The sequence below is a fragment of the Cobetia sp. Ld8 genome (genome assembly GCF_045066615.1).
GTDB lineage: Bacteria > Pseudomonadota > Gammaproteobacteria > Pseudomonadales > Halomonadaceae > Cobetia > Cobetia amphilecti.
On sequence record NZ_JBISHF010000006.1, the window covers coordinates 732576 to 757911 of the forward strand.

General features: G+C 62.8%; 23 protein-coding genes. 18 read left to right on the forward strand and 5 right to left on the reverse strand.

Annotation, left to right across the window (positions count from 1 at the left end):
- The first annotated feature begins 437 nt into the window (after positions 1 to 437).
- The 15 genes from galE (at position 438) to ihfA (ending at position 17666) form a co-directional block, all read left to right on the forward strand.
- Positions 438 to 1460, forward strand: a complete 1023-nt coding sequence (gene galE, locus ACJJV2_RS04815; protein ID WP_054555473.1) for a UDP-glucose 4-epimerase GalE — start codon at positions 438 to 440, stop codon at positions 1458 to 1460.
- Positions 1461 to 1645: 185 nt separating this feature from the next.
- The gene (gene cysQ, locus ACJJV2_RS04820; RefSeq protein WP_405278613.1) at positions 1646 to 2473 is read left to right on the forward strand and encodes a 3'(2'),5'-bisphosphate nucleotidase CysQ; all 828 of its coding nucleotides are present in this window, start codon (positions 1646 to 1648) and stop codon (positions 2471 to 2473) included.
- Positions 2474 to 2552: 79 nt separating this feature from the next.
- The gene (locus ACJJV2_RS04825) at positions 2553 to 4403 is read left to right on the forward strand and encodes a sulfatase-like hydrolase/transferase (protein WP_405278615.1); all 1851 of its coding nucleotides are present in this window, start codon (positions 2553 to 2555) and stop codon (positions 4401 to 4403) included.
- A gap of 1 nt (position 4404) precedes the next feature.
- Positions 4405 to 5757, forward strand: a complete 1353-nt coding sequence (locus ACJJV2_RS04830; protein WP_405278617.1) for a UDP-glucose dehydrogenase family protein — start codon at positions 4405 to 4407, stop codon at positions 5755 to 5757.
- The gene (locus tag ACJJV2_RS04835) at positions 5754 to 6887 is read left to right on the forward strand and encodes a glycosyltransferase family 4 protein (protein ID WP_405278619.1); all 1134 of its coding nucleotides are present in this window, start codon (positions 5754 to 5756) and stop codon (positions 6885 to 6887) included. The genes ACJJV2_RS04830 and ACJJV2_RS04835 overlap by 4 nt, the downstream gene beginning before the upstream one ends.
- A gap of 231 nt (positions 6888 to 7118) precedes the next feature.
- Entirely contained in the window at positions 7119 to 7631 is a 513-nt protein-coding gene (locus tag ACJJV2_RS04840) for a DUF2489 domain-containing protein (protein ID WP_225347014.1), read from the forward strand.
- Positions 7632 to 7651: 20 nt separating this feature from the next.
- Positions 7652 to 8806, forward strand: a complete 1155-nt coding sequence (locus tag ACJJV2_RS04845) for an amidohydrolase (protein ID WP_405278621.1) — start codon at positions 7652 to 7654, stop codon at positions 8804 to 8806.
- 277 nt (positions 8807 to 9083) lie between these two features.
- Entirely contained in the window at positions 9084 to 9959 is an 876-nt protein-coding gene (locus tag ACJJV2_RS04850; protein ID WP_043335655.1) for an OmpA family protein, read from the forward strand.
- A gap of 338 nt (positions 9960 to 10297) precedes the next feature.
- Complete coding sequence (thrS, locus tag ACJJV2_RS04855; RefSeq protein ID WP_043335653.1) at positions 10298 to 12196, forward strand: threonine--tRNA ligase; 1899 nt, start codon at positions 10298 to 10300, stop codon at positions 12194 to 12196.
- 34 nt (positions 12197 to 12230) lie between these two features.
- A complete protein-coding gene (gene infC / locus ACJJV2_RS04860) occupies positions 12231 to 12770 on the forward strand; it encodes a translation initiation factor IF-3 (protein WP_082388253.1) in 540 nt (179 codons plus the stop codon).
- Positions 12771 to 12870: 100 nt separating this feature from the next.
- Complete coding sequence (gene rpmI / locus ACJJV2_RS04865) at positions 12871 to 13065, forward strand: 50S ribosomal protein L35 (protein WP_043335648.1); 195 nt, start codon at positions 12871 to 12873, stop codon at positions 13063 to 13065.
- A gap of 45 nt (positions 13066 to 13110) precedes the next feature.
- A complete protein-coding gene (rplT, locus tag ACJJV2_RS04870) occupies positions 13111 to 13464 on the forward strand; it encodes a 50S ribosomal protein L20 (RefSeq protein WP_043335644.1) in 354 nt (117 codons plus the stop codon).
- A gap of 358 nt (positions 13465 to 13822) precedes the next feature.
- The gene (gene pheS / locus ACJJV2_RS04875) at positions 13823 to 14842 is read left to right on the forward strand and encodes a phenylalanine--tRNA ligase subunit alpha (protein WP_043335643.1); all 1020 of its coding nucleotides are present in this window, start codon (positions 13823 to 13825) and stop codon (positions 14840 to 14842) included.
- 56 nt (positions 14843 to 14898) lie between these two features.
- Entirely contained in the window at positions 14899 to 17283 is a 2385-nt protein-coding gene (pheT, locus tag ACJJV2_RS04880; protein ID WP_405278625.1) for a phenylalanine--tRNA ligase subunit beta, read from the forward strand.
- Between the two features lie 26 nt (positions 17284 to 17309).
- A complete protein-coding gene (gene ihfA / locus ACJJV2_RS04885) occupies positions 17310 to 17666 on the forward strand; it encodes an integration host factor subunit alpha (RefSeq protein WP_107336300.1) in 357 nt (118 codons plus the stop codon).
- 125 nt (positions 17667 to 17791) lie between these two features.
- Here the strand turns inward: ihfA and ACJJV2_RS04890 are convergent, their stop codons facing one another.
- Together ACJJV2_RS04890 and ACJJV2_RS04895 are read right to left on the reverse strand one after the other, a co-directional pair.
- A complete protein-coding gene (locus ACJJV2_RS04890; RefSeq protein WP_405278627.1) occupies positions 17792 to 19186 on the reverse strand; it encodes a TrkH family potassium uptake protein in 1395 nt (464 codons plus the stop codon).
- Entirely contained in the window at positions 19183 to 19836 is a 654-nt protein-coding gene (locus tag ACJJV2_RS04895; protein WP_043335637.1) for a TrkA family potassium uptake protein, read from the reverse strand. Before ACJJV2_RS04895 ends, ACJJV2_RS04890 begins: the two co-directional genes overlap by 4 nt.
- A gap of 433 nt (positions 19837 to 20269) precedes the next feature.
- Here ACJJV2_RS04895 and ACJJV2_RS04900 point away from each other — a divergent pair, with 433 nt between their 5' ends.
- Positions 20270 to 21733 (forward strand): sodium-dependent transporter, encoded by a 1464-nt coding sequence (locus ACJJV2_RS04900; protein WP_279832597.1) that lies wholly within the window; start codon positions 20270 to 20272, stop codon positions 21731 to 21733.
- 147 nt (positions 21734 to 21880) lie between these two features.
- On the opposite strand, the gene lapB is transcribed toward ACJJV2_RS04900, so the two are convergent.
- The 3 genes from lapB to ACJJV2_RS04915 all read right to left on the reverse strand — a co-directional run bounded on the left by lapB (position 21881) and on the right by ACJJV2_RS04915 (position 23904).
- Positions 21881 to 23059 carry a lipopolysaccharide assembly protein LapB gene (lapB, locus tag ACJJV2_RS04905; protein WP_043335632.1) on the reverse strand — a complete coding sequence of 393 codons (1179 nt, stop codon included), beginning with the start codon at positions 23057 to 23059 and terminating at the stop codon, positions 21881 to 21883.
- A complete protein-coding gene (locus ACJJV2_RS04910; protein ID WP_054555462.1) occupies positions 23060 to 23365 on the reverse strand; it encodes a lipopolysaccharide assembly protein LapA domain-containing protein in 306 nt (101 codons plus the stop codon).
- A gap of 242 nt (positions 23366 to 23607) precedes the next feature.
- On the reverse strand, positions 23608 to 23904 hold the full coding sequence (locus ACJJV2_RS04915; protein ID WP_043335630.1) for an integration host factor subunit beta: 297 nt from the start codon (positions 23902 to 23904) through the stop codon (positions 23608 to 23610).
- A gap of 269 nt (positions 23905 to 24173) precedes the next feature.
- On the opposite strand from ACJJV2_RS04915, the gene ACJJV2_RS04920 reads away from it, so the two are divergent.
- The gene (locus ACJJV2_RS04920; protein WP_043335628.1) at positions 24174 to 24449 is read left to right on the forward strand and encodes a succinate dehydrogenase assembly factor 2; all 276 of its coding nucleotides are present in this window, start codon (positions 24174 to 24176) and stop codon (positions 24447 to 24449) included.
- A complete protein-coding gene (locus ACJJV2_RS04925; RefSeq protein ID WP_405278631.1) occupies positions 24409 to 25287 on the forward strand; it encodes a hypothetical protein in 879 nt (292 codons plus the stop codon). The genes ACJJV2_RS04920 and ACJJV2_RS04925 overlap by 41 nt, the downstream gene beginning before the upstream one ends.
- Positions 25288 to 25336: the final 49 nt, after the last annotated feature.

Sequence of the window (25336 nt, forward strand, 5' to 3'; positions counted from 1 at the left end):
GAGTTGTCGTGTTGGTGTTGTTCATTACATGTCGCGCATGTATTCCCGGTCGGGGTGACGTGCACGGCGTGTCATGTTGCCTGCCTTGTCAGAAAGTCGCTCGCGAGTCGATCAGCCGGGCGCTCAGGCGGCAAGGCGCGGCCATTGTCTCAGCATTGAGGCGCGTCTCAATAGCCTTCATTGCCTGTTTTGAAACTCCGGCAAGTGAAACCTTGACGCCGCGCAAGCGCGACGCTTGATCCGAGGCGCTCACACCTCGGGCCAGGCCCTGTGTGACGCCATCTTGCACGGGTCAGGTTGCTGTCTGGCGACAGACGCTGTCGTTGGCTGTGGACTTGTGAGCGCAAGGGCTGGAAGGTAGGGTTAGCAGCCATGAACAGGGCCAGCGCAGGACAACTGCGTGGCCCACTGTCGCGTTACTTTCACAAGGAAGATGATTGATGATTCTGGTCACGGGTGGTGCAGGCTACATCGGCTCTCATACGGTATTGGCGCTCATGGAGGCCGGCCATCAGGTGCTGGTGCTGGACAACCTGTCCAATGCCAGCGAAGCCTCTCTTGCGCGTGTGGCGACGCTTGCCGGGCGCGAAGTGCCGTTCGTCGAAGGGGATATCCGCAACGGTGCGCTGCTCGACAGCCTGTTCGAGCGTCACGATATCGAGGCCGTGGTCCACTTCGCCGGGCTCAAGGCGGTCGGCGAGAGCGTCGCCAAGCCGCTGGCCTACTACGACAACAACGTCAACGGCACCCTGGTGCTGTGTGACGCCATGGCGCGTGCCGGCGTCAAGCGTATCGTGTTCTCTTCCTCCGCCACCGTGTATGGCGATCCGGCCTCCACGCCGATCCGTGAAGACTTCCCGACCTCCGCGACCAACCCCTATGGCCGCTCCAAGCTGATGGTCGAGGAAGTACTGCGCGACCTGGCCGTCGCGGATGACAGCTGGCGCATCGCGCTGCTGCGCTACTTCAATCCGGTGGGCGCCCATGAGTCCGGCACCATCGGTGAAGACCCCAACGGCATCCCCAACAACCTGGTGCCGTATATCAGCCAGGTCGCCGTGGGCCGCCTCGAGGAACTGGCCGTGTTCGGTGATGACTACCCGACGCCGGATGGCACCGGGGTGCGCGACTACATCCACGTCGTCGACCTGGCCGATGGCCACCTCAAGGCGCTGGACTACCTGGCCGGTGATGCGCGGGATGGCGTTCACACTTATAACCTGGGCACTGGGACCGGCTACAGCGTGCTGGACATGGTCAAGGCGTTCGAGAAGGCCAGCGGTCGTCCGGTGCCGTATCGCATCGCACCGCGTCGCGCCGGCGATATCGCCGAATGCTGGGCAGAGCCGGACAAGGCCTTCAACGAGCTGAAGTGGAAGGCCGAGCTGGGTCTCGATCGCATGATGGCCGACAGCTGGCGTTGGCAGTCACGCAACCCCAACGGCTATCGCAGTGCCTGAAAACTGACACTGCAGGGTCAGTGCGCCTGCATTGACCGAGCTTGAGTTGACCAAGCTTGAGTTGACGGCGCTTGTGTGAAGACCTCTCGAAGCGGTCGCGGGCAGCATCCGCGGCCGCTTTTGCGTATGATGACGGCGGGCCGAAGGGCCCGTGTCGACTCCTTCGAATTCTCTGCGAGACCCCCATGACCCAGTCTGATGTCACCCTCGATCTTGAACTGCTGACGGCCATTGAACAGCTTTGCCGTGAAGCGGGGCAGGCGATACTCGCCGTTGCCCGTGGGGGAGAGCTCGGCACGCGCGCCAAGGCGGATGACAGCCCCGTCACGGCGGCGGATATGGCGGCGCATCATGTGCTGGTCGAGGGGCTGGCCCGCCTGACGCCGCAGATCCCGGTGCTCTCGGAGGAGAGCGACAAGGCCGATATCGCGGCGCGGCGTGACTGGCAGACCTTCTGGCTGGTCGACCCACTGGATGGCACGCGTGAATTCGTCACCGGCAGCGGTGAATACACCGTCAACGTGGCGCTGATCCAGGGCTCGCGCAGCGTGCTGGGCGTGGTGGATGCGCCGGTGCTGGCGACGACCTGGAGCGGCCTTGCCGGCGTGGGGGCCTTCCGGGAAGACGCCGCCGGGCGTGTCGCGATCGCGGTCAGCCCGGAGCCCGAGGTATTGAGAGTCGTGGCCAGCAAGTCGCATCTCGATGCGCGTACGGCGGCGCTGATCGAGCGACTGGCACCGGTGGAGAACGTCAGCTGTGGCAGCTCGCTCAAGTTCTGTCGCATCGCGGAAGGCAATGCGGATCTCTATCCGCGCTACGCGCCGACCAGCGAGTGGGACACCGCGGCGGCCCAGGCCGTGCTGGAAGCGGCCGGCGGCCAGGTCTTCGATGCCGAGTCATTGCCCGCACAATCGCGTCGTCTGGACTACAACGCCCGCGATACGCTGGTGAATCCCTTCTTCATCGCCTGTGGCCAAGCGGATGGTCGCTGGCGCCAGGCGCTGGACGTCTGAGGGTGGCCGGGGCTCGATGGCTCGTGCATCCATTGGCCCGCGTGAGGGCTGAAGCGTTCATGCCGTTGCGAGGACGCGCATGAAGGGCCTGCTGCAGCGCCTCGTCCGTCGCCTGTTTGCACGCAGCGATCAGGCGAGCAAGTGGGCCGGGGTGATCTCCGCCATCACGCTGGCCCTGCTGGCGAGTCTGGTGCCGTTGATCTATCACGGCCTGCTCGAGGGCGGCCTGATCCTGTTCGGCAATCTGTTGCTGTGGCCGTGTCTGCTGGCGGCGCTGCATCGTCCGCGCTGGCGTTGGCCGGCGCTGGGGCTGATGGCGGCGCTGGGCGTCAATCTCTCCGCAAGCGTGGTCAGCGCCGTCTATTACGATTCCCGCTATGGGCTGGCCTTTGCGCTCAGCTCGCTGGATACCAGCCGCAGCGAATCGATGGCGATGCTGTTCAAGTTCCCGCTGGCCCTGATCGTCCCGTTGGGGTTCTTCCTGCTGGCGCTGTCATTGGGCAATCGCTTCGGGGCGGGGCTGGCTCGCGCCCGGCTGGGCGGGCGCAGCGGAATCGCCTTCGTGCTCTGGATGCTGATGCTGCTGGCCGGTAGCTGGCAGTGGGGGCGGGCCAGTGTGCCGTTGGCCATCACGACGCTGTCGGTCTCGCCGGGCTGGAATCTGGCCACCACCTCGCATGCCTGGTGGGAGAAGGAGCGCTACAAGGCGCTGATGGCGGATGACTATGATTTCGGTGGCGTCTCGCGCAGCCCCGAGGTGTCGGATGATGCCGTCTTCGTCCTGATCATCGGTGAATCCCAGCGCCGCGACCAGCTGTCGCTGTATGGCTATTCCCGTGCCACGACGCCGAATCTCGATGCGCGCCGCGATGAGCTGGTGGTCTTCGATCAGGCCATCGCGCCGGCACCACAGACCGTGCTGGCGGTACCGATGCTGGCCAGTCTGACCGACCCGCGGACCTTCTCGCCGCGCTACCTGGACGCCAATCTGATCTCGCTGGCCAATCAGGCCGGCTATCATACCGAGTGGCTGTCGCGCCAGGGGCTCGATATCACTTCCGAGCGCACCTGGATCACCGCCATCGCCCAGCGTGCCGATGTCGCTGGCACCATCATGACCGACTATGACGATGGCTTGCTGGATGCACTGGATGAGGCGCTGGCGCGCGAGGTCGATGGGCCGCGGCTGATCGTGCTGCATCTCTACGGCAGTCACCCGCCGGCCAGCCTGCAGTACCCGGATTCACTGCGCTATTTCCTGACCCCGGACAGCCGCTCGCCGCTGACCGATGCCTACGATGACAGCATCCGCTTCACGGATCAGGTGATCGAGGGCGTTTTCCAGCGCCTGGAAGGGCGACCCGCTGGCGTGCTCTATCTATCGGACCACGGCCTCGAGCATGACCCGCTCAGTGACGCCTATGTGCATGGCGGTGATCGCCCCAGTCAGGCGCCGTACCGCATTCCGCTGTGGCTGTGGCAGACGGGGCAGGCGCCCAATCCCGCGCGCGAGCTGACGCGCCTGCGCTCGCACGCCGATGAGCCTTTCGCCAGTTTTGACCTGCCCTATCTGGCCAGCGACTGGCTGGGCATCCGCTTCTCCGGTGACAAGCCGTGCCTGTCGCCCTGGGCGGTCTGCTATCAGCCACGTGAACGTCATCCGGTGCTGGACCAGCTGGGACGATTGAACTTCTATGAAGCCCTGCCGTCGGACTTTCTTTCCCGACCTCTCGCGCCGGGTGCCGAAGAGCTCGAGGAAGCGGTCGAGGCGACCACCGAGCTGCTGGAGCGCCCGGAGTTCATGTCCGGGCAGGGCGCGAAACGCGACGGGCAAGTCCCACAACCGGATTCCCGCGTGACGCCGTCGGAGGATTCATCGGCGTTCACCTTGTCACCTGCTTCATTACCTTCAGAAACCCTCAAGGACTGACATGAAAATCACTGTCTTCGGAACAGGCTACGTAGGCCTGGTGACTGGCACCTGTCTGGCCGATGTCGGCCATGACGTGATCTGCATGGATGTTGATGCGGCCAAGATCGATGGCCTCAAGCAAGGCGAGATCCCCATCTTCGAGCCGGGGCTGGAGAGCATGGTGCTGCGCAATGTCGAGGCCGGCCGTCTCAACTTCACCACTGACGCGCGTGAAGCCGTCGAGCATGGCGTGCTGCAGTTCATCGCCGTGGGCACACCGCCGGACGAAGACGGCAGCGCCGATCTCAAGTACGTGCTTGCGGTGGCCGGCACCATCGGCGAGCACATGAATGACTACAAGGTCATCATCGACAAGTCCACCGTGCCGGTGGGCACGGCGGATCGTGTCACGGCGCGAGTCGCCGAAGTGCTTGCCGAGCGCGGCGAAAGTGTCGACTTCGATGTCTGCTCCAACCCGGAATTTCTCAAGGAAGGCGCGGCGCTGGAGGACTTCACGCGTGGCGCGCGCATCGTGGTCGGCACCGATTCCGAGAAGGTGCGTGAGCGCATGCGCGAATGCTACGCGCCCTACAACCGCAACCATGAAAAGCTGATGTTCATGGACGTGCGCGCCGCCGAGCTGACCAAGTACGCCGCCAACGCCATGCTGGCGACCAAGATCAGCTTCATGAACGAGATCTCCAATCTGGCCGAGCGCCTGGGCGCGGACATCGAGGAAGTGCGTCGCGGCATCGGCAGTGACCCGCGTATCGGCTACCACTTCATCTATCCCGGTTGTGGCTATGGCGGTTCCTGCTTCCCGAAGGATGTCCAGGCATTGGCGCGTACTGCCAGTCAGGTCGGCTATGACGCCGAGCTGCTGACCGCCGTGGAATCCGTCAACAAGCGCCAGAAGGTCACGCTGTTCGATAAGCTGTCGCGGGCCTTCGATGGTGATCTCAAGGGCAAGACCATCGCCGTCTGGGGTCTGGCCTTCAAGCCCAACACCGATGACATGCGCGACGCGCCGAGCCGCACGCTGATGGAAGCGCTGTGGGCCGCTGGTGCGACCGTGCAGGCCTATGACCCGGAAGCGATGAAGGAATGCCGCCGCATCTACGGCGAGCGCGACGACCTGATGCTGGTCGCGGACCGTCAGCAGGCAGTCAAGGGTGCCGATGCACTGGTGGTGTGCACCGAGTGGAAGGAATTCCGCACCCTGGACGGTGAGTGGCTCAAGGCGCAGCTCGGTTTCCCGGTGGTGGTCGATGGCCGCAACCTGTTCGAGCCCGCCGCCATGAAGTCCGCTGGCCTGATGTACTACGCCGTCGGCCGCGGTGACTCCATGCGTCGTGTGCAGGAGGCGTCGTGAGCACTGGTGCAGGCAAACTGGCCGCGATCGCCATTCGTCAGGTCGAGAAGAATACCGGTGCCAGCCGCAATGCCTTCGAGCAGGCGGATGCGTTGCGCGCGCTGGGCTATCGCGTGGTGATTCTCGCCGAGCGCGGCAAGCCTGAGCTGGCTCGCTCACACGGCGCGGAACTGGTGCGCCTGTGGCGCTGGCCCTTCAAGGGGGCGTATCGACGTTTCTGGTTCAATCGCCGTGTTCAGGCCTGGGCCAGCCGTCATGCGCCCGACCTGCTGATCAGTCATGGTGACTGCGAAAGCCCGGATACCGTCTATCTGCACAATTGCGTGCACCTTGCCTCGCAGTGCATCCATGGCCGTGAGCTGCCTCGCGACCACGAAGTGGCGGCGATTCATGATCACGTGCTCAAGGGTGGCAAGTTCCGTCAGGTTGCGGTCAATTCGCGCATGATGGGCGAGGACCTGATGGCGCGCTACGGTATCGCGCCTGAGCGGATCGAGATCAGCTACCCGGGCTATGATCCGGTGCAATTCACGGTCGAGCGCGCGCGCGCAGGGCGCACCGCCCAGCGTGAGGCATTGGGCGTGGCTGAGGATGAGCTGCTGGTCGGTCTTGTGTCATCCGGCAACTTCACCAAGCGCAACGTGGCCGGGTTCGTGGCGATGGCGGCGCTGATGGAGCAGGCCTCACCGGGCCGCTATCGCTTCCTGGTAGTAGGCAAGGATGATGCCGCGCCTTACCAGCAGCAGGCCAGGGAGGCGGGCATCGCCGAGCGTATGATCTGGCGCTCGACCATTCCCGAGGTCGAGACGCTCTATGGTGCGCTGGACCTGTTCGTGATGCCAGCCCATATCGAGGAGTTCGGGCGTGTCGCGCTGGAGGCGATGGCCTGTGGTGCGCCGGTGCTGCTTAATGCGCGGGTCGGCTCGGCTGAGTTGCTCGATGATTACCCTGAGCTGGTCATGGCGGCAGAGTCCACGCCACAGCAGTGGGCCGAGCGCTGCACCCATCTGCTCGAGAGCGACACGCAGGCGCTGAGCGCTGCGCTGGCCAGTCTGGCACGCAATTACTCGCATCAGGCGCAGAATCTCAAGCTCAAGTCCAGCTTCGAGGCCTTGATGGCGGGGCGGTGAAGATCTGCGCTGACAGATTGACCGCTCGCGTGCCGGACGAAGCATGAGTGCGACAGAGAAAAGCGTGCAAGAGTGAATGACGCGACTGGCCCCGTATCCCTGATGCGGGGCCTTTTGTTGACGCAAGAGGTGGGCGAGGGCGGGCTGCGTGGTCATCGGTCGCAGTGCCCCGCCTTGGGTGTCGCGTGTGCAGTCCCTATACTCATGGCTTGTTTACCGCAGGAGAAAGGCATGTCCCTGACTATCAGCATCATTCTGGCCGTCATCGCGATCATCATCATCGCGGGATTGGCGTTCTATGCCCTCAAGCTGCGCCGCGAGGTCAAGGTGCGTGAGGCGCGTCGTGAGCAAGAGCTCATCCAGGCGCGCGCCAACTGTCTGGAAAGCCTCGAAGCCATCGCACGCGCCATGCAGGCCGGGCAGGTCGACATGGTGGAAGGCGGTCTGCGCTGCAAGGTGTTGATCGAGATTCTCGATACCAGTCTGGCCGAAGATGACGTGCTCTCGGTCTTCGGTGTCCTGCATGGGCGGGTATCACACCTGCACACCCATTCGGCGCGCAAGGAGCTGTCGCCGCGTGAGCGTCTGGCCGAAGACAAGGAGCGCATCGCCGTCGAGGAAGCGCTGGCAGAGCCGCTGCAACTGGCGGCGAGTCGCGTGCTGAGCAACATGGAGTTCTGGCATCAGCATTACCTGGGGCGCAAGCGTCCCGCTTCGCCAGCAGATCTGGGGCAGGCCATCTGATGAGTCTTCACGAGGCAGGCATGAACACGACAATTTCCTTGCTGGGCACGCCGCTGGCCGAGCTGCGTCACGCGCTGCACCGCTCACCGGAACTCTCCGGACAGGAAGCCGCCACGGCGGCCTGCATCGCCGGCTGGATGCAGGAGGCCGGCGCCGAGGTGGTCAGCGGGCTGGGCGGGCATGGTCTGGCCGCCATCTTCCGCGGCGCCGAGCCAGGCCCGCGCGTCATGCTGCGCTGCGAGCTGGATGCGCTGCCAATCGATGAGGCGCCGCGCGGCGACTGGTCCTCCTGTCATCCGCATGTCGGGCACCTGTGCGGCCATGACGGCCACATGAGCTGGATGCTGGGCGTGGCGCAGCGCCTGGCGGCGTCTCCGGTCGCCAGGGGTGAGGTGGTGTTGCTGTTCCAGCCCGCCGAGGAAACCGGCGAAGGCGCGCGCGCCGTCGTGCGCAGTAAGGCCTTTGCCGCGCTCAAGCCGGACTATCTCTATTCGTGCCACAACCTGCCGGGGCGCCCCCTCAGGGAGGTCAGCGTGCGTGACCATGCCTTCACCTGCGCCTCGCGCGGCATGATCGTGCGGCTTTCCGGGCTCTGTGCACATGCGGCCCACCCGGAAAATGGTCGCAGCCCGGCGATGGCCATGTGTCGCATCATGCAAGGCCTGTCGCGTCTGCCGTTGCAATTTGCCGATGAGACCGGACTTGCGATGGTGACCCTGATTCATGCGCGCCTGGGCGAGGTCGCGTTCGGCACCTCACCGGGCGGCGCCGAGGTGATGGTCACCCTGCGCACCGAGAGCGATGACATGATGAAGGCGCTGGCCGAAGCGGCGGTGTCACTGGCGCGCAGCGAGGCGGAAGAAGACCGTCTGGGCATCGACGTGGACTGGTGTGACACCTTCGATGCGACCTGGAATTCGCCTGAGGCGAACGACATGATTCGTCGCGTGGCGCGACAGCAAGGGCTTGATTGCGTGGAACTTCCTCAGGCACATCGCTGGTCCGAGGACTTTGGCGTGCTGGCACGTGACTGCCATGCCGCCATGTTTACATTTGGCGCAGGTGAGGAAATGCCGGGCCTTCACCACCCCGATTACGATTTTCCTGATACGCTGTTGGCGCCCGGCGTCGAGATTTTCGAGGGGCTGGTGCGCCAGCACCTTGGAAGAGAGTAAAACAGGGGTTTTACAGCGTCGCTATTCGGATACAGTTAGTGTCAAAGTTTTTCGACGTTGCAAAAAACACTGTTTTCCTTCACCGTATGCATGAGGATCGGTACCGTTTTCAAGGGAAACAGACCCGATCAGAGCTGGAAGGACGCACCTGCATGTGCTTTCTTCTTAAAGGAAGATTTGAATAAAATTCCTTTCATCGTAACGAGTTCGGCTCTTATACTGAGTCGATACGTAACACCCTCGTTACATATTGCGCTGTGTTAAGAAGGAGTCTTACATGAAAAGATCTACGACTGGCCTGGTTCTGGGTTCTGCATTGGTTGTTGGCCTGTCTGGCTGCGCAAGCTCTGCTTCCCAGTCTTCATCTGCTGAGAAGCCCTGGTACAGCCAGCCGTTCGTCTGCGGTCTGGCCGGTGGCCTGATCGGTGGCGGGATTGGTTACGGCGTCTCTGGCGACAGCGACGAAGACACCGGCGCTTCTCTGGGTGCTGTCGGCGGCGCGACCGCTGGCGCACTGCTGTGTGCTGACGATGCTCCGAAGTCCATGGACGACGATGGCGACGGCGTGCCGAACGACCGTGACGAATGCCCGGGGACTCCGGCAGGCGTCGCTGTTGATGCGAAAGGCTGCCCGCTGGACACCGACGGTGACGGCGTTGCTGACTACAAGGACCAGTGCCCGGGTACTCCGGCCGGCGTCACTGTTGACGCGAAAGGCTGCCCGCTCGATTCCGACGGTGACGGCGTGCCGGACTACCAGGACCAGTGCCCGAACACCCCGGCCGGCGCCAAGGTCAATGCACTGGGTTGCGTCGCTGACCTCGTCCTGCGTGACGTGAACTTCGAGTTCGACTCCGCCAAGCTGACTGCCAACGCTGAGAAAGTGCTGAACGGTGTGGCGGCCAAGCTGGTCTCCAACGAGAACGTCCGCGTTCGCGTCGAAGGTCACACTGACTCCGTGGGTTCTGACTCCTACAACAAGCAGCTGTCCCAGAAGCGTGCTGACTCCGTGAAGGCCTACCTGGCTTCCGAAGGTGTTGGCGCCAACCGTATCCAGACTGTGGGTTACGGTGAAGAGCAGCCGGTCGCCAGCAACGATACCGCTGCAGGCCGTGCCGAAAACCGTCGTGTCGAGCTTGCTGAAGTCAAGTAAGCCGAACGCGGTAAGCTGAATCAGACGGGGCGCCTCAGGGCGCCCCGTCTGCGTTCGTGTCGTGCATGGTCTTCAGTGGCTCAAGCGTATCTTTACGACTTTTGAACGGGCTGCTAAGGTCTTGCCTCGCTCATGTTCCCGCGTTATGTGTCCACACCCTGACTGGTCGCTCGATCATCATGGGGCAGTGGGCGGCGCCCCAGGCATTGTAGGCCGGGGTCAGTAGCGTGAGGGGCGTGATCGTCATTGCCCCCATTTCGAGCCGACGCCCCGTGTTCGGCCAAATTCGCTTCACGTGACCCTTGGTAAGGGCCACCACTGAACGCAAGGAATTCTTCATGCCTATCGTTACTCTGCCTGACGGCAGCCAGCGTACCTTCGATACCCCGATTTCCGTGATGCAGCTGGCCGAGTCCATCGGTCCCGGTCTTGCCAAGGCCTGTGTGGCCGGCAAGATCAATGGCGTCGAGGTCGATGCCGCTGACATGATCACCGAAGACGCCAACGTCGCCATTCTCACGGCGCGTGATGCGGAAGGCCTGGACGTGATTCGTCACTCCTGCGCGCATCTGATCGGTCATGCCGTCAAGCAGCTCTACCCGGAGGCCAAGATGGCCATCGGCCCGGTCATCGATGACGGTTTCTACTACGACATCGACTTTGGCCGCTCGGTCACCCCGGAAGATCTCGAGACCATCGAGAAGCGCATGAAGCAGCTGATCGACAGCGAGTACGATGTGGTGCGTGAGTATGTCTCGCGTGACCAGGCCATGGCCGCTTTCGAGAAGCGCGATGAGCCGTACAAGCAGGAGATCATCGAGGGCATCGGCGAAGGCGACACCATCCGCCTTTACCACCACGAAGAATACACCGACATGTGCCGCGGCCCGCACGTGCCGAATACCCGTCACCTCAAGCACTTCCAGCTGCTCAAGTTGGCCGGTGCCTACTGGCGTGGTGATTCCACCAAGCCGATGCTGACCCGCATCTATGGCACCGCCTGGCCGGACAAGAAGCAGCTCAAGGCCTACCTCAAGCGTCTCGAGGAAGCCGAGAAGCGCGATCACCGCAAGCTGGCCAAGAAGCTGGACCTCTTCCATATGCAGGAAGAAGCGCCGGGCATGGTGTTCTGGCACCCGAATGGCTGGACCATGTATCAGGTGCTCGAGCAGTACATGCGTCGTATCCAGCGTGCCAATGGCTACCAGGAGATCAAGACGCCGCAGGTGGTCGATCTTTCGCTGTGGAAGAAGTCCGGGCACTGGGGACATTACAACGAGCTGATGTTCACCACCGAGTCCGAGAAGCGTGAGTACGCGGTCAAGCCGATGAACTGCCCGTGTCACGTCCAGGTCTTCAATCAGGGCCTGAAGAGCTACCGTGACCTGCCGCTGCGTCTGGCCGAGTTCGGCTCCTGCCACCGCAACGAGCCGTCCGGCTCTCTGCATGGTCTGATGCGCGTGCGTGGCTTCACCCAGGATGACGCCCACATCTTCTGTACCGAGAATCAGGTCGAGTCCGAGGCCGAGGACTTCATCCGTCTGACGCTGGAAGTCTACCGTCAGTTCGGCTTCGAAGACGTCGAGCTGAAGCTCTCCACCCGTCCGGAATCCTTCATCGGTGAGCCGGAAGCGTGGGACAAGGCCGAAGCCGGCCTGCAGGCAGCACTGGATGCGACTGGCCTGCCGTGGGAGCTGCAGCCGGGTGAGGGTGCCTTCTATGGACCAAAGATTGAATTCTCTCTGCGAGATTGTCTGAATCGTGTCTGGCAGTGTGGTACTCTACAGCTCGACTTCAATCTGCCTGAGCGTCTCAGTGCCCAGTTTGTCGATGAAAGTGGAGAGCGTCGCATGCCGGTCATGTTGCACCGCGCGATTCTCGGCTCCTTCGAGCGCTTCCTCGGCATCCTGATCGAGCACCACGCAGGCGCGATGCCATTCTGGCTCGCCCCGGAGCAGGTTGTCGTAATGAATATCACGGATTCCCAGGCAGAATATGCCAAGGATCTGGTCTCCCGCCTCGAGAAACATGACATCCGTGTCAAAGCAGACTTGAGGAACGAGAAGATCGGCTTTAAAATCCGTGAGCATACTCTGCAGAAGGTTCCTTACCTCATCGTCGTTGGCGACAAGGAAGTGGAAGCTGATGCAGTAGCTGTCAGAACCCGTTCCGGTGAAGACCTCGGCACCATGAAAGTTTCAGAATTCATGGAACGCCTGAAGGAAGAACAGGTCTGACAGTAACGAATTTCAGCCAAACGGAGACGCAACGATCAAGCGGAATAATCAGCGCGGACGCCCCCAGGAAAAGCGGGCTCCCATCAATGACCGTATTCGTGCGGACGAAGTCCGCCTCATCGACGCAGATGGCGAGCAGGTTGGCGTAGTGTCAACCAAAGATGCGCTTGTCAAGGCCGAAGAGGCAGGGCTCGACCTCGTCCAGATTTCCAATGCCGACCCCATCGTCTGCAAGATCATGGATTACGGCAAGTTTCTTTTCGACGAGAAGAAACAGAAGAATCTGCAGAAGAAGAAGCAGAAACAGATCCAGGTCAAGGAAGTCAAATTCCGTCCTGGTACCGATGAAGGCGATTATCAGGTCAAGCTACGCAACCTGACTCGCTTCATCGAAGGCGGAGACAAGGGTAAGGTAACCTTGCGCTTCCGTGGTCGCGAAATGGCGCACCAGGACATCGGCCGCAAGCTGATGGAACGGATCGCCGGCGACCTCTCGGAGCTCGTGACCGTCGAGTCCTTCCCGAAAATGGAAGGCCGTCAGATGATCATGATTCTCGCGCCGAAAAAGAAGTGATCCATAGGCAGTAAAACGGACACATCAGGGTCACGCCTGCGGGCGTGGCTCTTTTTGTCGGCCCTGGATTTTCTCAAGAAACCGAGCGGAGTTAATACTCATGCCGAAGATCAAGACTAACCGCGGCGCTGCCAAGCGCTTCAAGAAGACTGCCAACGGCTTCAAGCACAAGCAGTCCTTCCGTAGCCACATCCTGACCAAGAAGTCGACCAAGCGTAAGCGTCAGCTGCGTGGCATGAAGCAGGTTCACGCTGCAGACAAGGCGCTGATCCAGCGCATGCTGCCGAACCTGTAAGCCGTCCTTACCTCGGTCCAACTTTCTTAATATCAGGAGTACGCTATGTCCCGCGTCAAGCGTGGCGTCGTCGCACGTCGCCGTCACAAGAAGATCATGAAGCAGGCCAAGGGTTACTACGGAGCGCGTTCACGCGTCTTCCGCGTAGCCAAGCAGGCTGTCATCAAGGCCGGCCAGTACGCTTACCGTGACCGTCGTGTCCGCAAGCGTCAGTTCCGTGCCCTGTGGATCGCGCGTATCAACGCTGCGGCCCGCATCAATGGCATGTCCTACAGCCGCTTCATCGCTGGCCTGAAGAAGGCCAATATCGAGATCGACCGCAAGGTCCTCGCCGATATCGCGGTTCACGAAAAAGCTGCCTTTGCTGCCATCGTCGAGAAGGCCAAGGCTGCTCAGTAAGTGACCGGATCAGATGTCGCCCAGTCCCGGCGAGCCGCTCAGGTGGCGAATCGGGCCGTGACTGTCGAATGCTTGCATTGGACAACTCAGGCGGTATCGAGATGACGTGTTACGTCACAGGGGAAGAGCAGCCGCTCTTCCCCTGTTTTTGTTTGGCCTGCCGTCAGAGAACCGGCGGTGGGTCAGCAGCGACATGAACGGGATTGGCCGCGTTGTGGGCCGGTCTCTGGCAAGGGCGCGATCGTCTGTGTGACTCACCGCAGGCGGAGCGCTCTCCCTGCCGACCTTCGGGTCGGCGCGACTTCCATTGGTGGCGGACATTGCCGCGCCAGTGACTCAAGCGATCGGAGCTGAACGGATGGAACATCTTTCCACCCTGGTGGACGAAGCACGCACCGCGATCCAGGCGGCCGAAGACGTCCAGACCCTCGACGAGGTACGGGTACGTTTTCTCGGCAAGAAGGGCGAGATCACCGCACTGCTCAAGGGCCTCGGCAAGCTGTCCCCCGAAGAGCGTCCCAAGGCCGGTGAGACCATCAACGAAGCCAAGCAACTGCTGAGTGGCGAGTTGGATGCACGTCGCAATACGCTGGAAACGGCGGCGCTCAATGCGCGTCTTGCCGCCGAGCGCGTCGATGTGACCCTGCCGGGCCGTGGTGAGCCGGTAGGCGGCCTGCACCCGGTCACCCGCACGCTTGAGCGTATCGAAAGCTTCTTCTCGCACATTGGTTACGGTGTCGCTGAAGGGCCGGAAATCGAAGATGACCATCACAACTTCGAAGCGCTGAACATCCCGTCGCATCACCCGGCGCGCGCGATGCATGACACCTTCTATTTCGATGCCACGCGTCTTCTGCGCACTCACACCTCTCCGGTGCAGGTGCGCAGCATGAAGGCCAGTGAGCCGCCGCTGCGTATCGTCTGCCCGGGCCGCGTCTATCGCTGCGACTCCGATCTGACCCATACACCGATGTTCCACCAGGTCGAGGGTCTGCTGGTCGACGAGAATGTCAGCTTCGCCGACCTCAAGGGTACCGTCGAAGAGTTCCTGCATGCCTTCTTCGAGCGTGATGACCTGGAAGTGCGCTTCCGCCCGTCCTACTTCCCGTTCACAGAACCGTCCGCTGAAGTCGATATCCAGTGCGTGATGTGTGCCGGTGACGGCTGTCGTGTCTGCTCCCACACCGGCTGGCTCGAGGTGATGGGGTGCGGCATGGTGCATCCGGAAGTCTTCCGTCACTCCGGTATCGATAGCGAGCGCTTCCGCGGCTTCGCCTTCGGCATGGGCGTGGAGCGTCTGGCGATGCTGCGTTACGGCGTCAACGACCTGCGGTTGTTCTTCGAGAATGACCTGCGTTTCCTTCGCCAGTTCAGCTAGGCACTCATTCACGTATCGCGCCTTGAGGGCGTGAACTTACGGAACAGGACAGCAAGATGAAATTTTCCGAACAGTGGCTGCGTGAGTGGGTGTCGCCGGAACTGAACACCCAGCAGCTGGCCGATCAGGTCACCATGGCCGGTCTGGAAGTCGATGGTATCGAACCGGTCGCCGGTGAGTTCACCGGTGTGGTCGTGGCCGAGGTCAAGGACAAGCAACCGCACCCGGAGGCCGATCGCCTCAATGTCTGCCAGGTGGATGATGGCAGCGGTGCGCTGGTGCAGGTCGTCTGTGGCGCGCCGAATGTCGCCGCTGGCCAAAAGGTGCTCTTCGCTCAGGTCGGCGCCAAGCTGCCGGGCGACTTCAAGATTCGCAAGGCCAAACTGCGCGGTGTCGAATCCCGCGGCATGATCTGTGGCGCCTCCGAGCTGGGTCTGGAAGCTGAAGCCTCCGACGGCATCATGGTGCTGGTCGCGGACGCGCCGGTGGGCCGTGATGCCCGTGACTTCCTGAATCTTGACGACAACGCCATCGAGGTCGATCTGACCCCGAACCGCGGCGACTGCCTGAGCGTCAAGGGTCTGGCGCGCGAAGTCGGCGTGCTCAACCGTCTCGCCGTCACGGCGCCGAGCATCGAGCCGGTCGCCGCCCAGATCGACGATACCTTCCCGGTCACCGTCAGCGCGCCAGAGGCGTGCCCGCGCTATCTGGGACGTGTCGTGCGTGACGTCAATGTCACCGCGAACTCGCCGCTGTGGCTCGAGGAGCGTCTGCGTCGCAGTGGCATCCGCAGCATCGACCCCGTCGTCGACGTCACCAACTACGTGCTGCTCGAACTCGGCCAGCCGATGCACGCCTTCGATCTGGCACGCCTGAACGGTGGCATCGAAGTGCGCATGGCAGCCGCTGAAGAGCCGCTGACGCTGCTCGACGGTCAGGAAGTCGCGCTGCGTGACGACACCCTGGTCATCGCCGACGAGAAGGGCCCGCTGGCCATCGCTGGCGTGATGGGCGGCGAAGGCAGTGGCGTGAATGCCGAGACGCGCGACATCTTCTTCGAGTCGGCCTTCTTCGCGCCGTTGAGCGTCGCTGGCAAGGCGCGCAGCTACGGCCTGCACACTGACAGCTCGCATCGTTTCGAGCGTGGTGTGGACGCCCAGCTGCAGCGTGATGCCATCGAACGCGCGACGGCCCTGCTGCTCGAGATCACCGGCGGCAAGCCGGGCCCGATCATCGAGGTCGCCAGCGACGCAGCGCTGCCCAAGGCCGCCGTCGTCAGCCTGAGCGGCGCCAGTGTCGAGCGCACGCTGGGCATGGCGCTGCCGGATGACGAGATCGTCGAGATTCTCGAGCGTCTGGGCATGCAGGTCGCCGCGAATGGCGATAGCCAATGGCAGGTGACGGTGCCGAGCTGGCGTTTCGATGTCAGCATCGAGGCTGATCTGATCGAAGAGCTGGCGCGCATCCACGGCTACAACAATCTGCCGGTCAGCCGTCCGAACGCGCGTCTGGCACCGGCCGTGGCCAATGAGACCACCCAGCCGCTGACCAGCCTGCGTCGTCAGCTGGTGGCGCGGGGCTATCAGGAAGCGATCAGCTATAGCTTCGTCGCCCCAGAGCTGCAGAAGACGCTGGACCCGCAAGGGGTGGCACCGGCACTGGCCAACCCGATTTCCAGCGACATGGCCGTGATGCGCAGCTCGCTGCTGCCGGGGCTGGTCAAGGCGCTGAGCCACAACCTCAATCGTCAGCAGTCGCGCGTGCGCCTGTTCGAGACCGGGCTTGTGTTCCGCGGTGAGCTGGACTCCCTCGAGCAGACGCCGATGATCGGTGGCCTGATCACCGGCGCCCGTCTGCCGGAAGGCTGGAATGGCGGTCGTGACAAGGTCGACTTCTTCGATCTCAAGGGCGATGTCGAGGCACTGCTGGCACTGGGCGGCAATCTGGATGCCTGGCGCTTCGAAGCCGCCGAGCATCCGGCACTGCACCCGGGCCAGTGCGCTCAGCTGTTCTTCAATGGCGAGCCGGCGGGCTGGATGGGTGCCCTGCACCCGGCGGCGCGCGCCGAGCTTGGCCTGAAGGTCGAGGTGTTCGTGTTCGAGATCACACTGGCCTCTGCCTGCGCGGGCCGTCTGCCACGCTTCGCGCCGCTCTCCAAGTATCCGGAAGTGCGTCGTGACCTGGCCTTCGTGGTCGAAGAGGGCGTTCACGTGCAGTCGCTGCTCGACGCCATCCGCTCGCAAGCCGGTGAATGGCTGACGGACCTGCGCCTGTTTGACGTCTATCAGGGCCAGGGGGTAGCCGATGGTCACAAGTCGCTCGCCCTGGGCTTGACCTGGCAGCATCCTTCGCGCACGCTGAATGATGAGGAAATCAATCAGTTAGTCGATGCGATCGTCACCGATGGCCACACACGTTTCGGGGCGGCGCTGAGAGCATGAGTCGCCACTTGAACGAGGGAGCGGACATGGGAGCGTTGACCAAGGCGGAACTTGCCGAGCATCTGCACGCAGAACTCGGCATGTCCAAGCGCGAAGCCAAGTCGATGGTAGAGGTATTCTTCGACGAGATTCGCGGTTGCCTGCGGGAAAATGAACAGGTGAAGCTGTCCGGTTTCGGCAACTTCGATCTACGTGACAAGCGCGAACGTCCGGGGCGCAATCCCAAGACAGGCGAGGAGATTCCGATCTCCGCGCGTCGCGTGGTGACATTCCGCCCAGGTCAGAAGCTCAAGGCCCGAGTGGATGAGTACGACGGCGAGACGCACGCACATCAGCGTCTTGAAGAGCATGATGACCACGATGATCATGATGATGATCACTGAGGTCATTGCCTGACCTCACCCGCCGCTCCCTGAGCGGGTGACCATGCTCACGAAAGCCCCGACGCCCAGCGTCGGGGCTTTCGTCGTTCTGAGGCATCGTTTGTTGTGTCATCAGCCGTGCGTCATCAGCCGATCGAGAGCTCGGTGCGTGCATAGCTGATGCCGAGGCGGCTGCGGGTCGCCAGCAGATAGCCGAGGGCGAGTGGTCCGGTGCGGCCCAGCAGCATGGTCGCGATGATCAGCAATTGCCCGCCGGGCGAGAGCTCGGGCGTCAGGCCGTGGCTCAGGCCGACGGTGCCGAAGGCCGAGACGGTCTCGAAGGCCAGCGACAGAAAGGCGTGGTCCGGATCGGTGATGGTCAGGCCGAACAGCATGCTGAAGATCAGCAGCATCGCCGCCAGTGCCACGGCGATCGACTTGAAGACGGTGTCATCGCCGATGCGGCGGCCGTGCAGAGTGGGGGAGGGCTCGCTGCGCAGAAAGGCACGCGTGGTCAGCAGCAGCACCACGAAGGTGGTCAACTTGATGCCGCTGGCCGTCGAGCCGCTGCCGCCGCCGATGAACATCAGCGCCATGGTCCACAGGGTCGAGGCTTGTGTCATCTCGGCGGAATCGATGACGCTGAACCCGGCGGTGCGCGGTGTGATGGCCATGAAGGCAGCGGCGAGCAGGCGTTCGCCGTGACTGGCCATGGCGCCCAGCGTGCCGGGGTTGCGCCATTCAAGCGCCAGTATCACCACCAGACTCAGCAGGTTGAGCGCCACGGTGGCCTCGATCACCAGGCGTGTCTGCACCGAGAAGCGTGACGGCTGCAGCAATACGCGCCAGCCATGTTGGCGCCGCCGCTCGCGCAGCTCGCCGATGACGGCAAAGCCGATGCCGCCGGTCATGAACAGAATGCCGATCACGCTGCTGGTCAGGGGATTTGCCGCCTCGCGCATCAGGCTGTCCGGCCACAGGGTGAAGCCGGCATTGTTGAAGGCCGAGACCGAGTGGAAGAGGCTCAGCCAGAGCCCCTCCTGCCAGCCGTGCTCGGGCACCCAGTCCAGCGCCAGCAAGGAGGCGCCTGCCAGCTCGAGCGTCAGCGCAAAGGCGGTGATGATCTTGAGCAGGCGGCCTATCTCGCGTGAGCTGCTGCGATTGAGCGCCTCGCGCAGCAGGCTGGTCTGATGCATCGGCAGGCGCTGGCCCAGCATCACCAGCGACAGGGCGGCGATGGTCATGAAGCCGAGACCGCCGAGCTGGATCAGTATCAACACGATGGTCTGGCCTGCGAGGGTGAAGTCGCTGAGCGGAGTGACGGAGAGGCCGGTGACCGTGACGGCAGAGGTTGCGGTGAATAGCGCCGACAGCCAGCTCAAGCCCTGCTGATGCATGCCGGGCAGTTTCAGCAGGCAGGCGCCCATCATGCCGAGGCCTAGAAAGCCGCTCAGCAGAATCTCCGGCGGCGATAGATGGATGATGGGCCCGCGTGGGCTGCGGGTCAGGGGGCGGAGATAGCGCCGGTAGCGCTGCCTCATAGATGTGCTCCAAGCTTGCGCAGCGCGCTCAGCTCGCCGATCAGGACCAGATGGTCACCGGCGGCCAGTCGCGTGCTGCCGGAGGGTTGGCGGTCGAGGGTCTTGCCCTTGCGCAGTGCGATCACGCTGATGTCGTCATCGATGGGCAGCTGATCGAGCTGCTGGCAGTCATCGCCCAGTCGTGCGCTGACCTCCAGCTCGACCACGAACTGGTGATCGCCGAGATGGATGAAGTCGACCATGGCATGGTAGGCGAGGCTTTCCGCCACGCGCACGCCCAGGTCGTACTCCGGATGCACGATGTGATCGACACCCAGACGACTGAGCAGCTTGTGGTGTGCATCCGAGGTGGCCTTGACCCACAGCTCCCTGGCGCCGAGCTCCTTGGCCAGCAGCGCGCAGATCAGGCTCTGTTCCATCGAGTCGGCCAGATCGATCAAGACGGCGTCGTACTGCTCAAGCCCCAGCTCCTGCAGGGCATGTTCGTCGGTGGGGTCCGCGATCACGGCCTGGTTGAGCAGGTCTGCCACGGCATTGAGGCGCTTCTCATCGGCGTCCACGCCGAGCACTTCATGGTCATGGCGCCTGAGCTCCCGCGCGACGGTGCTGCCGAAATAGCCCAGTCCGATAACCGCGAATTGACGATGCATGACGACTCCTTGTCTGCGCTGCTGGGTGAGACCAGACGCACTTTGTTCCGACGCTCACTGGCCAGGCACTCCCAGGCCCAGCCCTCTCAGGCCAGAGCGTTCTGGTCGGCGTCTCTTGAATGAGCCTACTCCAGTGATGCGGGGTTGTCGGGCCCTTTTGCGGCGCCGTGCGTCTCAGGGGAGGTTGCTTTTCAAGTCTGAGTGGCAGTTATCGTTTCAAATGTTACCAATTTGAAGCATCTAATGTAGAGTGATTGCCGTCGTGTGGTGATGGCGTTTTCGCAGAGGAATTCTGAGGGAATCGTGGTGATTTTCGATGGGAATCGCGGACGAACCTGCTTCATATCAGTAAAATGGTCTGTGTGAGCACCCAAGACGGCCAGGCGTTGCGTCGATCACCACTGGCTCACAACAATAACTCGTAAGGTATTCCATGACGGCAAGACAGCAACCCAAGAATCTCTGGATCAGTCGCTGGGGCTTCATCCTTGCAGCTACCGGTTCCGCGGTAGGGCTGGGCAATATCTGGAAGTTTCCCTATATCACCGGTGAGTACGGCGGGGGCGCCTTCGTGCTGGTGTATCTGGCCTGCATCCTCGCCGTGGGCGTGCCCGTGATGATGGCGGAGATCGCCTTCGGGCGGCGCGGGCGCGGCAGCCCCATCGAGGCGATTGCCAATCTGGCGCGTGAAGCGGGGGCCAGTCCGTTGTGGAAGGTCTTCGGCTGGATCGCGATGCTGGCCGGCTTCATGATCCTGTCGTTCTATGTCGTGGTGGCGGGGTGGTCGTTCAGTTACCTGTGGAAGATGGCCAGTGGCGCGCTGTCCGGACACAGCGTCGCGGAGCTGGGTGCCATCTTCGAGGCCGGCAACGCCAACCCCTGGGCGCTGGGTGGCTGGGCCACGCTGGTGACGGTGGTGACGATGCTGATCGTCGGGCGCGGGGTGCAGGAAGGCGTCGAGAAGAGCGTGCGCTGGATGATGCCGGGCATGGTGATCATGCTGCTGATCATGATCGGCTATGCCCTGACCTCGGGCAACTTCTCGGCAGGCTTCCACTTCCTGTTCGATTTCGATGTCACGCGCTTGAGCAGTGAAGGGGTGCTGGCCGCGCTGGGGCATGCCTTCTTTACCCTGTCGCTGGCCTCCGGCGCCATCCTCACCTACGGCTCCTACCTGCCGTCGGGCACCTCCATCGCCCGCACCACCTTCACGGTGGCGATCGCCGATACCCTGGTGGCGCTGATGGCGGGGCTGGCGATCTTCCCGATCATCTTCGCCAATGGCATGGACCCGTCCTCCGGGCCGGGGCTGATCTTCATGAGCCTGCCGGTGGCCTTCAACCAGATGCCCTTCGGGCAGCTGTTCGGGGTGCTGTTCTTCGCCATGCTCTCGATCGCCGCCCTGACTTCCGCCATCTCGATGATCGAGGCGACCGTCGCCTGGCTGAGCGAGAACCGCAACATGAGCCGCACCAAGGCCTCGTGGCTGGCCGGCAGCGTGCTGTGGCTGGTGGCGATGTTCGCGATGCTGTCGTTCAATCTCGGCGCGGACTGGACGCTGGCCGGCAAGCACTTCTTCGACTGGCTCGATTACCTGACCTCGCGCTGGATGATGCCGATCGGTGGCATCGCCATGGCGCTGCTGGCCGGGTTCGTCTTCAAGAGCAGCATGCTGCGCGATGAGCTGAATCTGAGCGATGCCGGCTATCGTCTGTGGCTGTTCATGATTCGTTATGTCAGCCCGGTCTGCATCCTGGCGATCTTCGTCGATGCCCTGGGTGTCGCAGAGCTGTCATTCGGCGACTGGCCGTATTTCGTGGCCGTCATCCTGGCAGCCTGTCTCGTGGGCGAGCTACTCTCGCCGCGCCTGCGCGAGCGTGCCGCCGAGCAGGGCTGATATGATCGCTAGCATCAGTTCGATAGCGCCAGCCCGGTAGTCATGAGAGCGGCATGAAAAAGCCCCCTGCAGCGTGCTGCAGGGGGCTTTTCGTTCTGATGTCTGTGGCCTGTCTGTCTGCTGGTATCTGTGTGCCAGCTGGCGCCGTTACTCGCCTTCCAGGCCGGTGATCGGCTTGACCGTGCCCCAGTGGCGGCACTTCGGACATTGCCAGAGCAGCATCGAGGCTTCGAAGCCGCAGCGATGACAGCGATGGCGAGGACGCGCCTGGATCAGTTGCTGGGTATGACGCTTGAGCAGATTGAAACGCTCGGTCTCGCGCTCATCGGCGTCCAGCAGGTAGAGATCGAGCAGATAGTCGACGCCGCGCAGGCTGGGGTGACGATGCAGTTGCTCGCTGGCGAAGCTGGCAGCGGCCTCGACGCCCTCGCGGCGTTCGATCAGTTGCGCCAGGCTGATGACCGTCGTGGTGTAGGGCGCGCGCTCGACTTCCTGATGCAGCAAGCGTACCAGGCCGCTCTCGTCATCCAGCATGCGAAAGGCGTTGCCCAGTGGCTCGAGGATGATGGGGGTGAAGCCGGTGTCCTGACGCGGGATGCGCTGCAGCAGGCGGATGCACTGCTTGTAGTTGGCATGATCGAATTCGATCTCGGCCAGCATCCAGTTGGCGCGTACGCATTTCTCATCGGTGGAGAGCGCCTGCTTGAGGCGCTTGCGGGCCATCGCCTGACTGCCTTCGGCGATATCCAGCGCGGCCAGTTCGCAGTGCCAGTGGGCCGCCGCGCGGCGGATGCCGCCTTCCTGACGCAGAATGGCGTGGGCGACTTCGAGTGCGGCCTCCCATTCGCGTTCCCGCTCGAGGAGGTCGATCAACAGGCGGCGGCCGGCACGCCGATGGCTGTCGTGTTGCGCTTGCTTGAGGAGGGTTTCCAGCAGCTTCTCGGCGCGGTCATAGACACCGCTGCGCATGAAGTCGCGGGCCAGTTCCAGCTGGACACGCTCGCCCTGTTCGCTATCCAGGGCAGGGCGGGCCAGCAGGTTCTGGTGAATCTTGACGGCACGATCGACTTCGCCGCGACTGCGATAGAGATTGCCCAGCGCGATGTGGGTATCGACGGTGTCGCTGTTGACTTCCAAGGCCTGAACGAAGGTTTCGATGGCACGATCAGGCTGCTCGTTGAGCAGATGATTGAGGCCGACGAAGTAGTCGCGGGACAGGGTGGCAGGAGCCGGTGCTTGTTCATCGGGGCGACGATCACGCCGCCCCAGCCAGAATCCGATGGCGATGGCCGCCATCAGCAATCCCAGCAATATCAGATCAGGCATTTATGCCACTTCCTTGATCTCCTGGATGCGCAGTTGGTCCAGTTCCTTGCGTTGCTGCTGGTTGCGACGCTGGGCACGGGTCAACAGCGTGCGCAGTCGCAGGTACATGCCCGTCATCGCGACCATGCCAAGCACGACGCCGACGGCCAGCGAGAACAGCAGCCACATGGAAAGAGACGCAGCAGGCAGCTCTACCCAGATGAGGTCGAGGGGCACGGCTTGCTGGTTGTGAACGGCAAAGAGAATACCGACCAGCAGGACGATCAGCAGGATCACGGCCAGAACGAGACCTTTTAGCCAACGCATAACGGTTTCCTTGTCATGAAATGCAGTCGTGAATCATCTGGGAGCGAGTGTATCACTGCCCATCGCGCGAGTCTTGGCGGCGACGCCGTGAGGTGGGTGGCTGTCGTCTCTGGCATGACGGCTTGAGCAGATGTCGGCCGGCGCTGAGCCAGCCGGCCCCGTCACGCCGGGTCTTGCTCTGCGGGCAGCGCTGTCAGTCAGCCGCACCGTCGTCTTTAGCACCGTCATCAGTCGCGCTGTCGTCAATACCCCAGCGCGCGACTGGCATCGACCTGCTCGCGCAGCTCCTTGCCGGGCTTGAAGTGGGGGACGAACTTGCCATCCAGGTCCACCGGCTCACCGGTCTTGGGGTTGCGCCCCAGTCGTGGCTCACGGTAGTGCAGCGAGAAGCTGCCGAAACCGCGAATCTCGACGCGACCGCCGTGGGCCAGGGCGTCTGTCACATCATCGAGGATGATGCGAACCGCGGCCTCTACATCCTTGAGCGACAACTCAGGCTGTCGCATGGCTATCTGTTCGATCAGCTCGGACTTGGTCATCGGATCTCTCCATGCCTGCACCTTTCTCGCGAAAGGCGTTCGTGATGCGGCAGCCGGGCGACCTCTTGTCACCGGACAGGCACACGCATCCTTGTGATTGTTATCTCCTCAGCATAATGGGCAAATCCTGAGAAAACAACGCACTAGGGACATCATTGCCGATCACGGCACGGATTGCCAATTCCTGCCCGAGCAACGGGTCAACGGATGCCGCTGACGCCCCCCTCGGGTATACTGCGCGCATTGATGTGACGACTGAGGTTCAGGCAATGGAAGATGTGATTCGCAAGCGGCTTCATTGGCATTCGCGTCGCGGCATGTGGGAGCTCGATCTGCTGCTGCTGCCGTTTCTGGAGCAGCGTTTCGACGCCTTGAGCGAAGATGACAAGGCACTCTATGTGCAGCTGCTGGCCGAAGAGGACCAGGACCTCTTCGTGTGGCTGATGAAGCGCGACCCGTGCGGCAATGCCGAGTACCAGCGCCTGATCAACATGGTGATCGCCAATGCCGAGAATGGCGAGCGCGATCAGTTCAAGGGCCTCTAGGCAGGCGTTCGCGACCCACGCCAGCCTGCGCGTCGGGCTGTTGGCGGCGAGTCTCGCCTTGTGGGTCTGGCTTGCCGAGCTGGCGACTGGCCAGTTCCTTGTCAGTACCTGGTGGTCCTGTCAGTGGCAATATCTACGCAATGCCCTGCCTTTCGAGGCGGGGCATTGTGCGTTTGAGGGGCACGCTCAGCTGCCGGATGGCGTCATGGCGCTGCTGGGCGTGATGGGGCTGGGCTGGCTGCTGCAGGCCGTAGAGCTGGTGTCATGGTGGCGCCAGGCTCGGCGGCGTCTCAAGGACCCCGAGGCGCGAGTCTGGCTGGCCCTGGGGGGCAGCCTCTGCGCCGATGCGGCGCTGGCCAGCGGTGGCCAGGCGCCAGCGCCGGAGAACGAGGCTGAAGCAGAGAGCGAAGCAGAGAGCGAAGCCGAGAGCGAAGTCAGCGATACCCCGACTGCGTCAGATGCGCGCCACCGTCACCCGGAGATGCAGCTCTGCTGGTGGTGGGCCGATGGTGCCTCACGCAGCTGGCAGCCCGTCAAAGTGCGCTGTCTGTGGTGCTCACCACGTCTGCTGGGGCTCGAGATCTCGCCGCAGGGCTTCGGGCCACAGGGAGTGGGACCACAGGGGATGGGGCTACAGGGCTTGAGAGCGCAGGGCGCGGACCAGCAGCACCTGAAAACCCAGCGGGTGTGGCTGTGGCCGGATAGCGCCTCCAGCGAAGACCTTCACCAGCTGCGGCTGTGGTTGCTGTGGCCGCCCTTGCCGCATGGCTTGCCGCGTCAGCCGCCGCCATTGGAGACCCTGCGGCGCGTCGCTGCCCAGGGCTCCCGCCCACGCTGAGCCTGCTCATGGGCCTTTTCATGGGTCTTCGCATAAGCCTTCTCAAGAG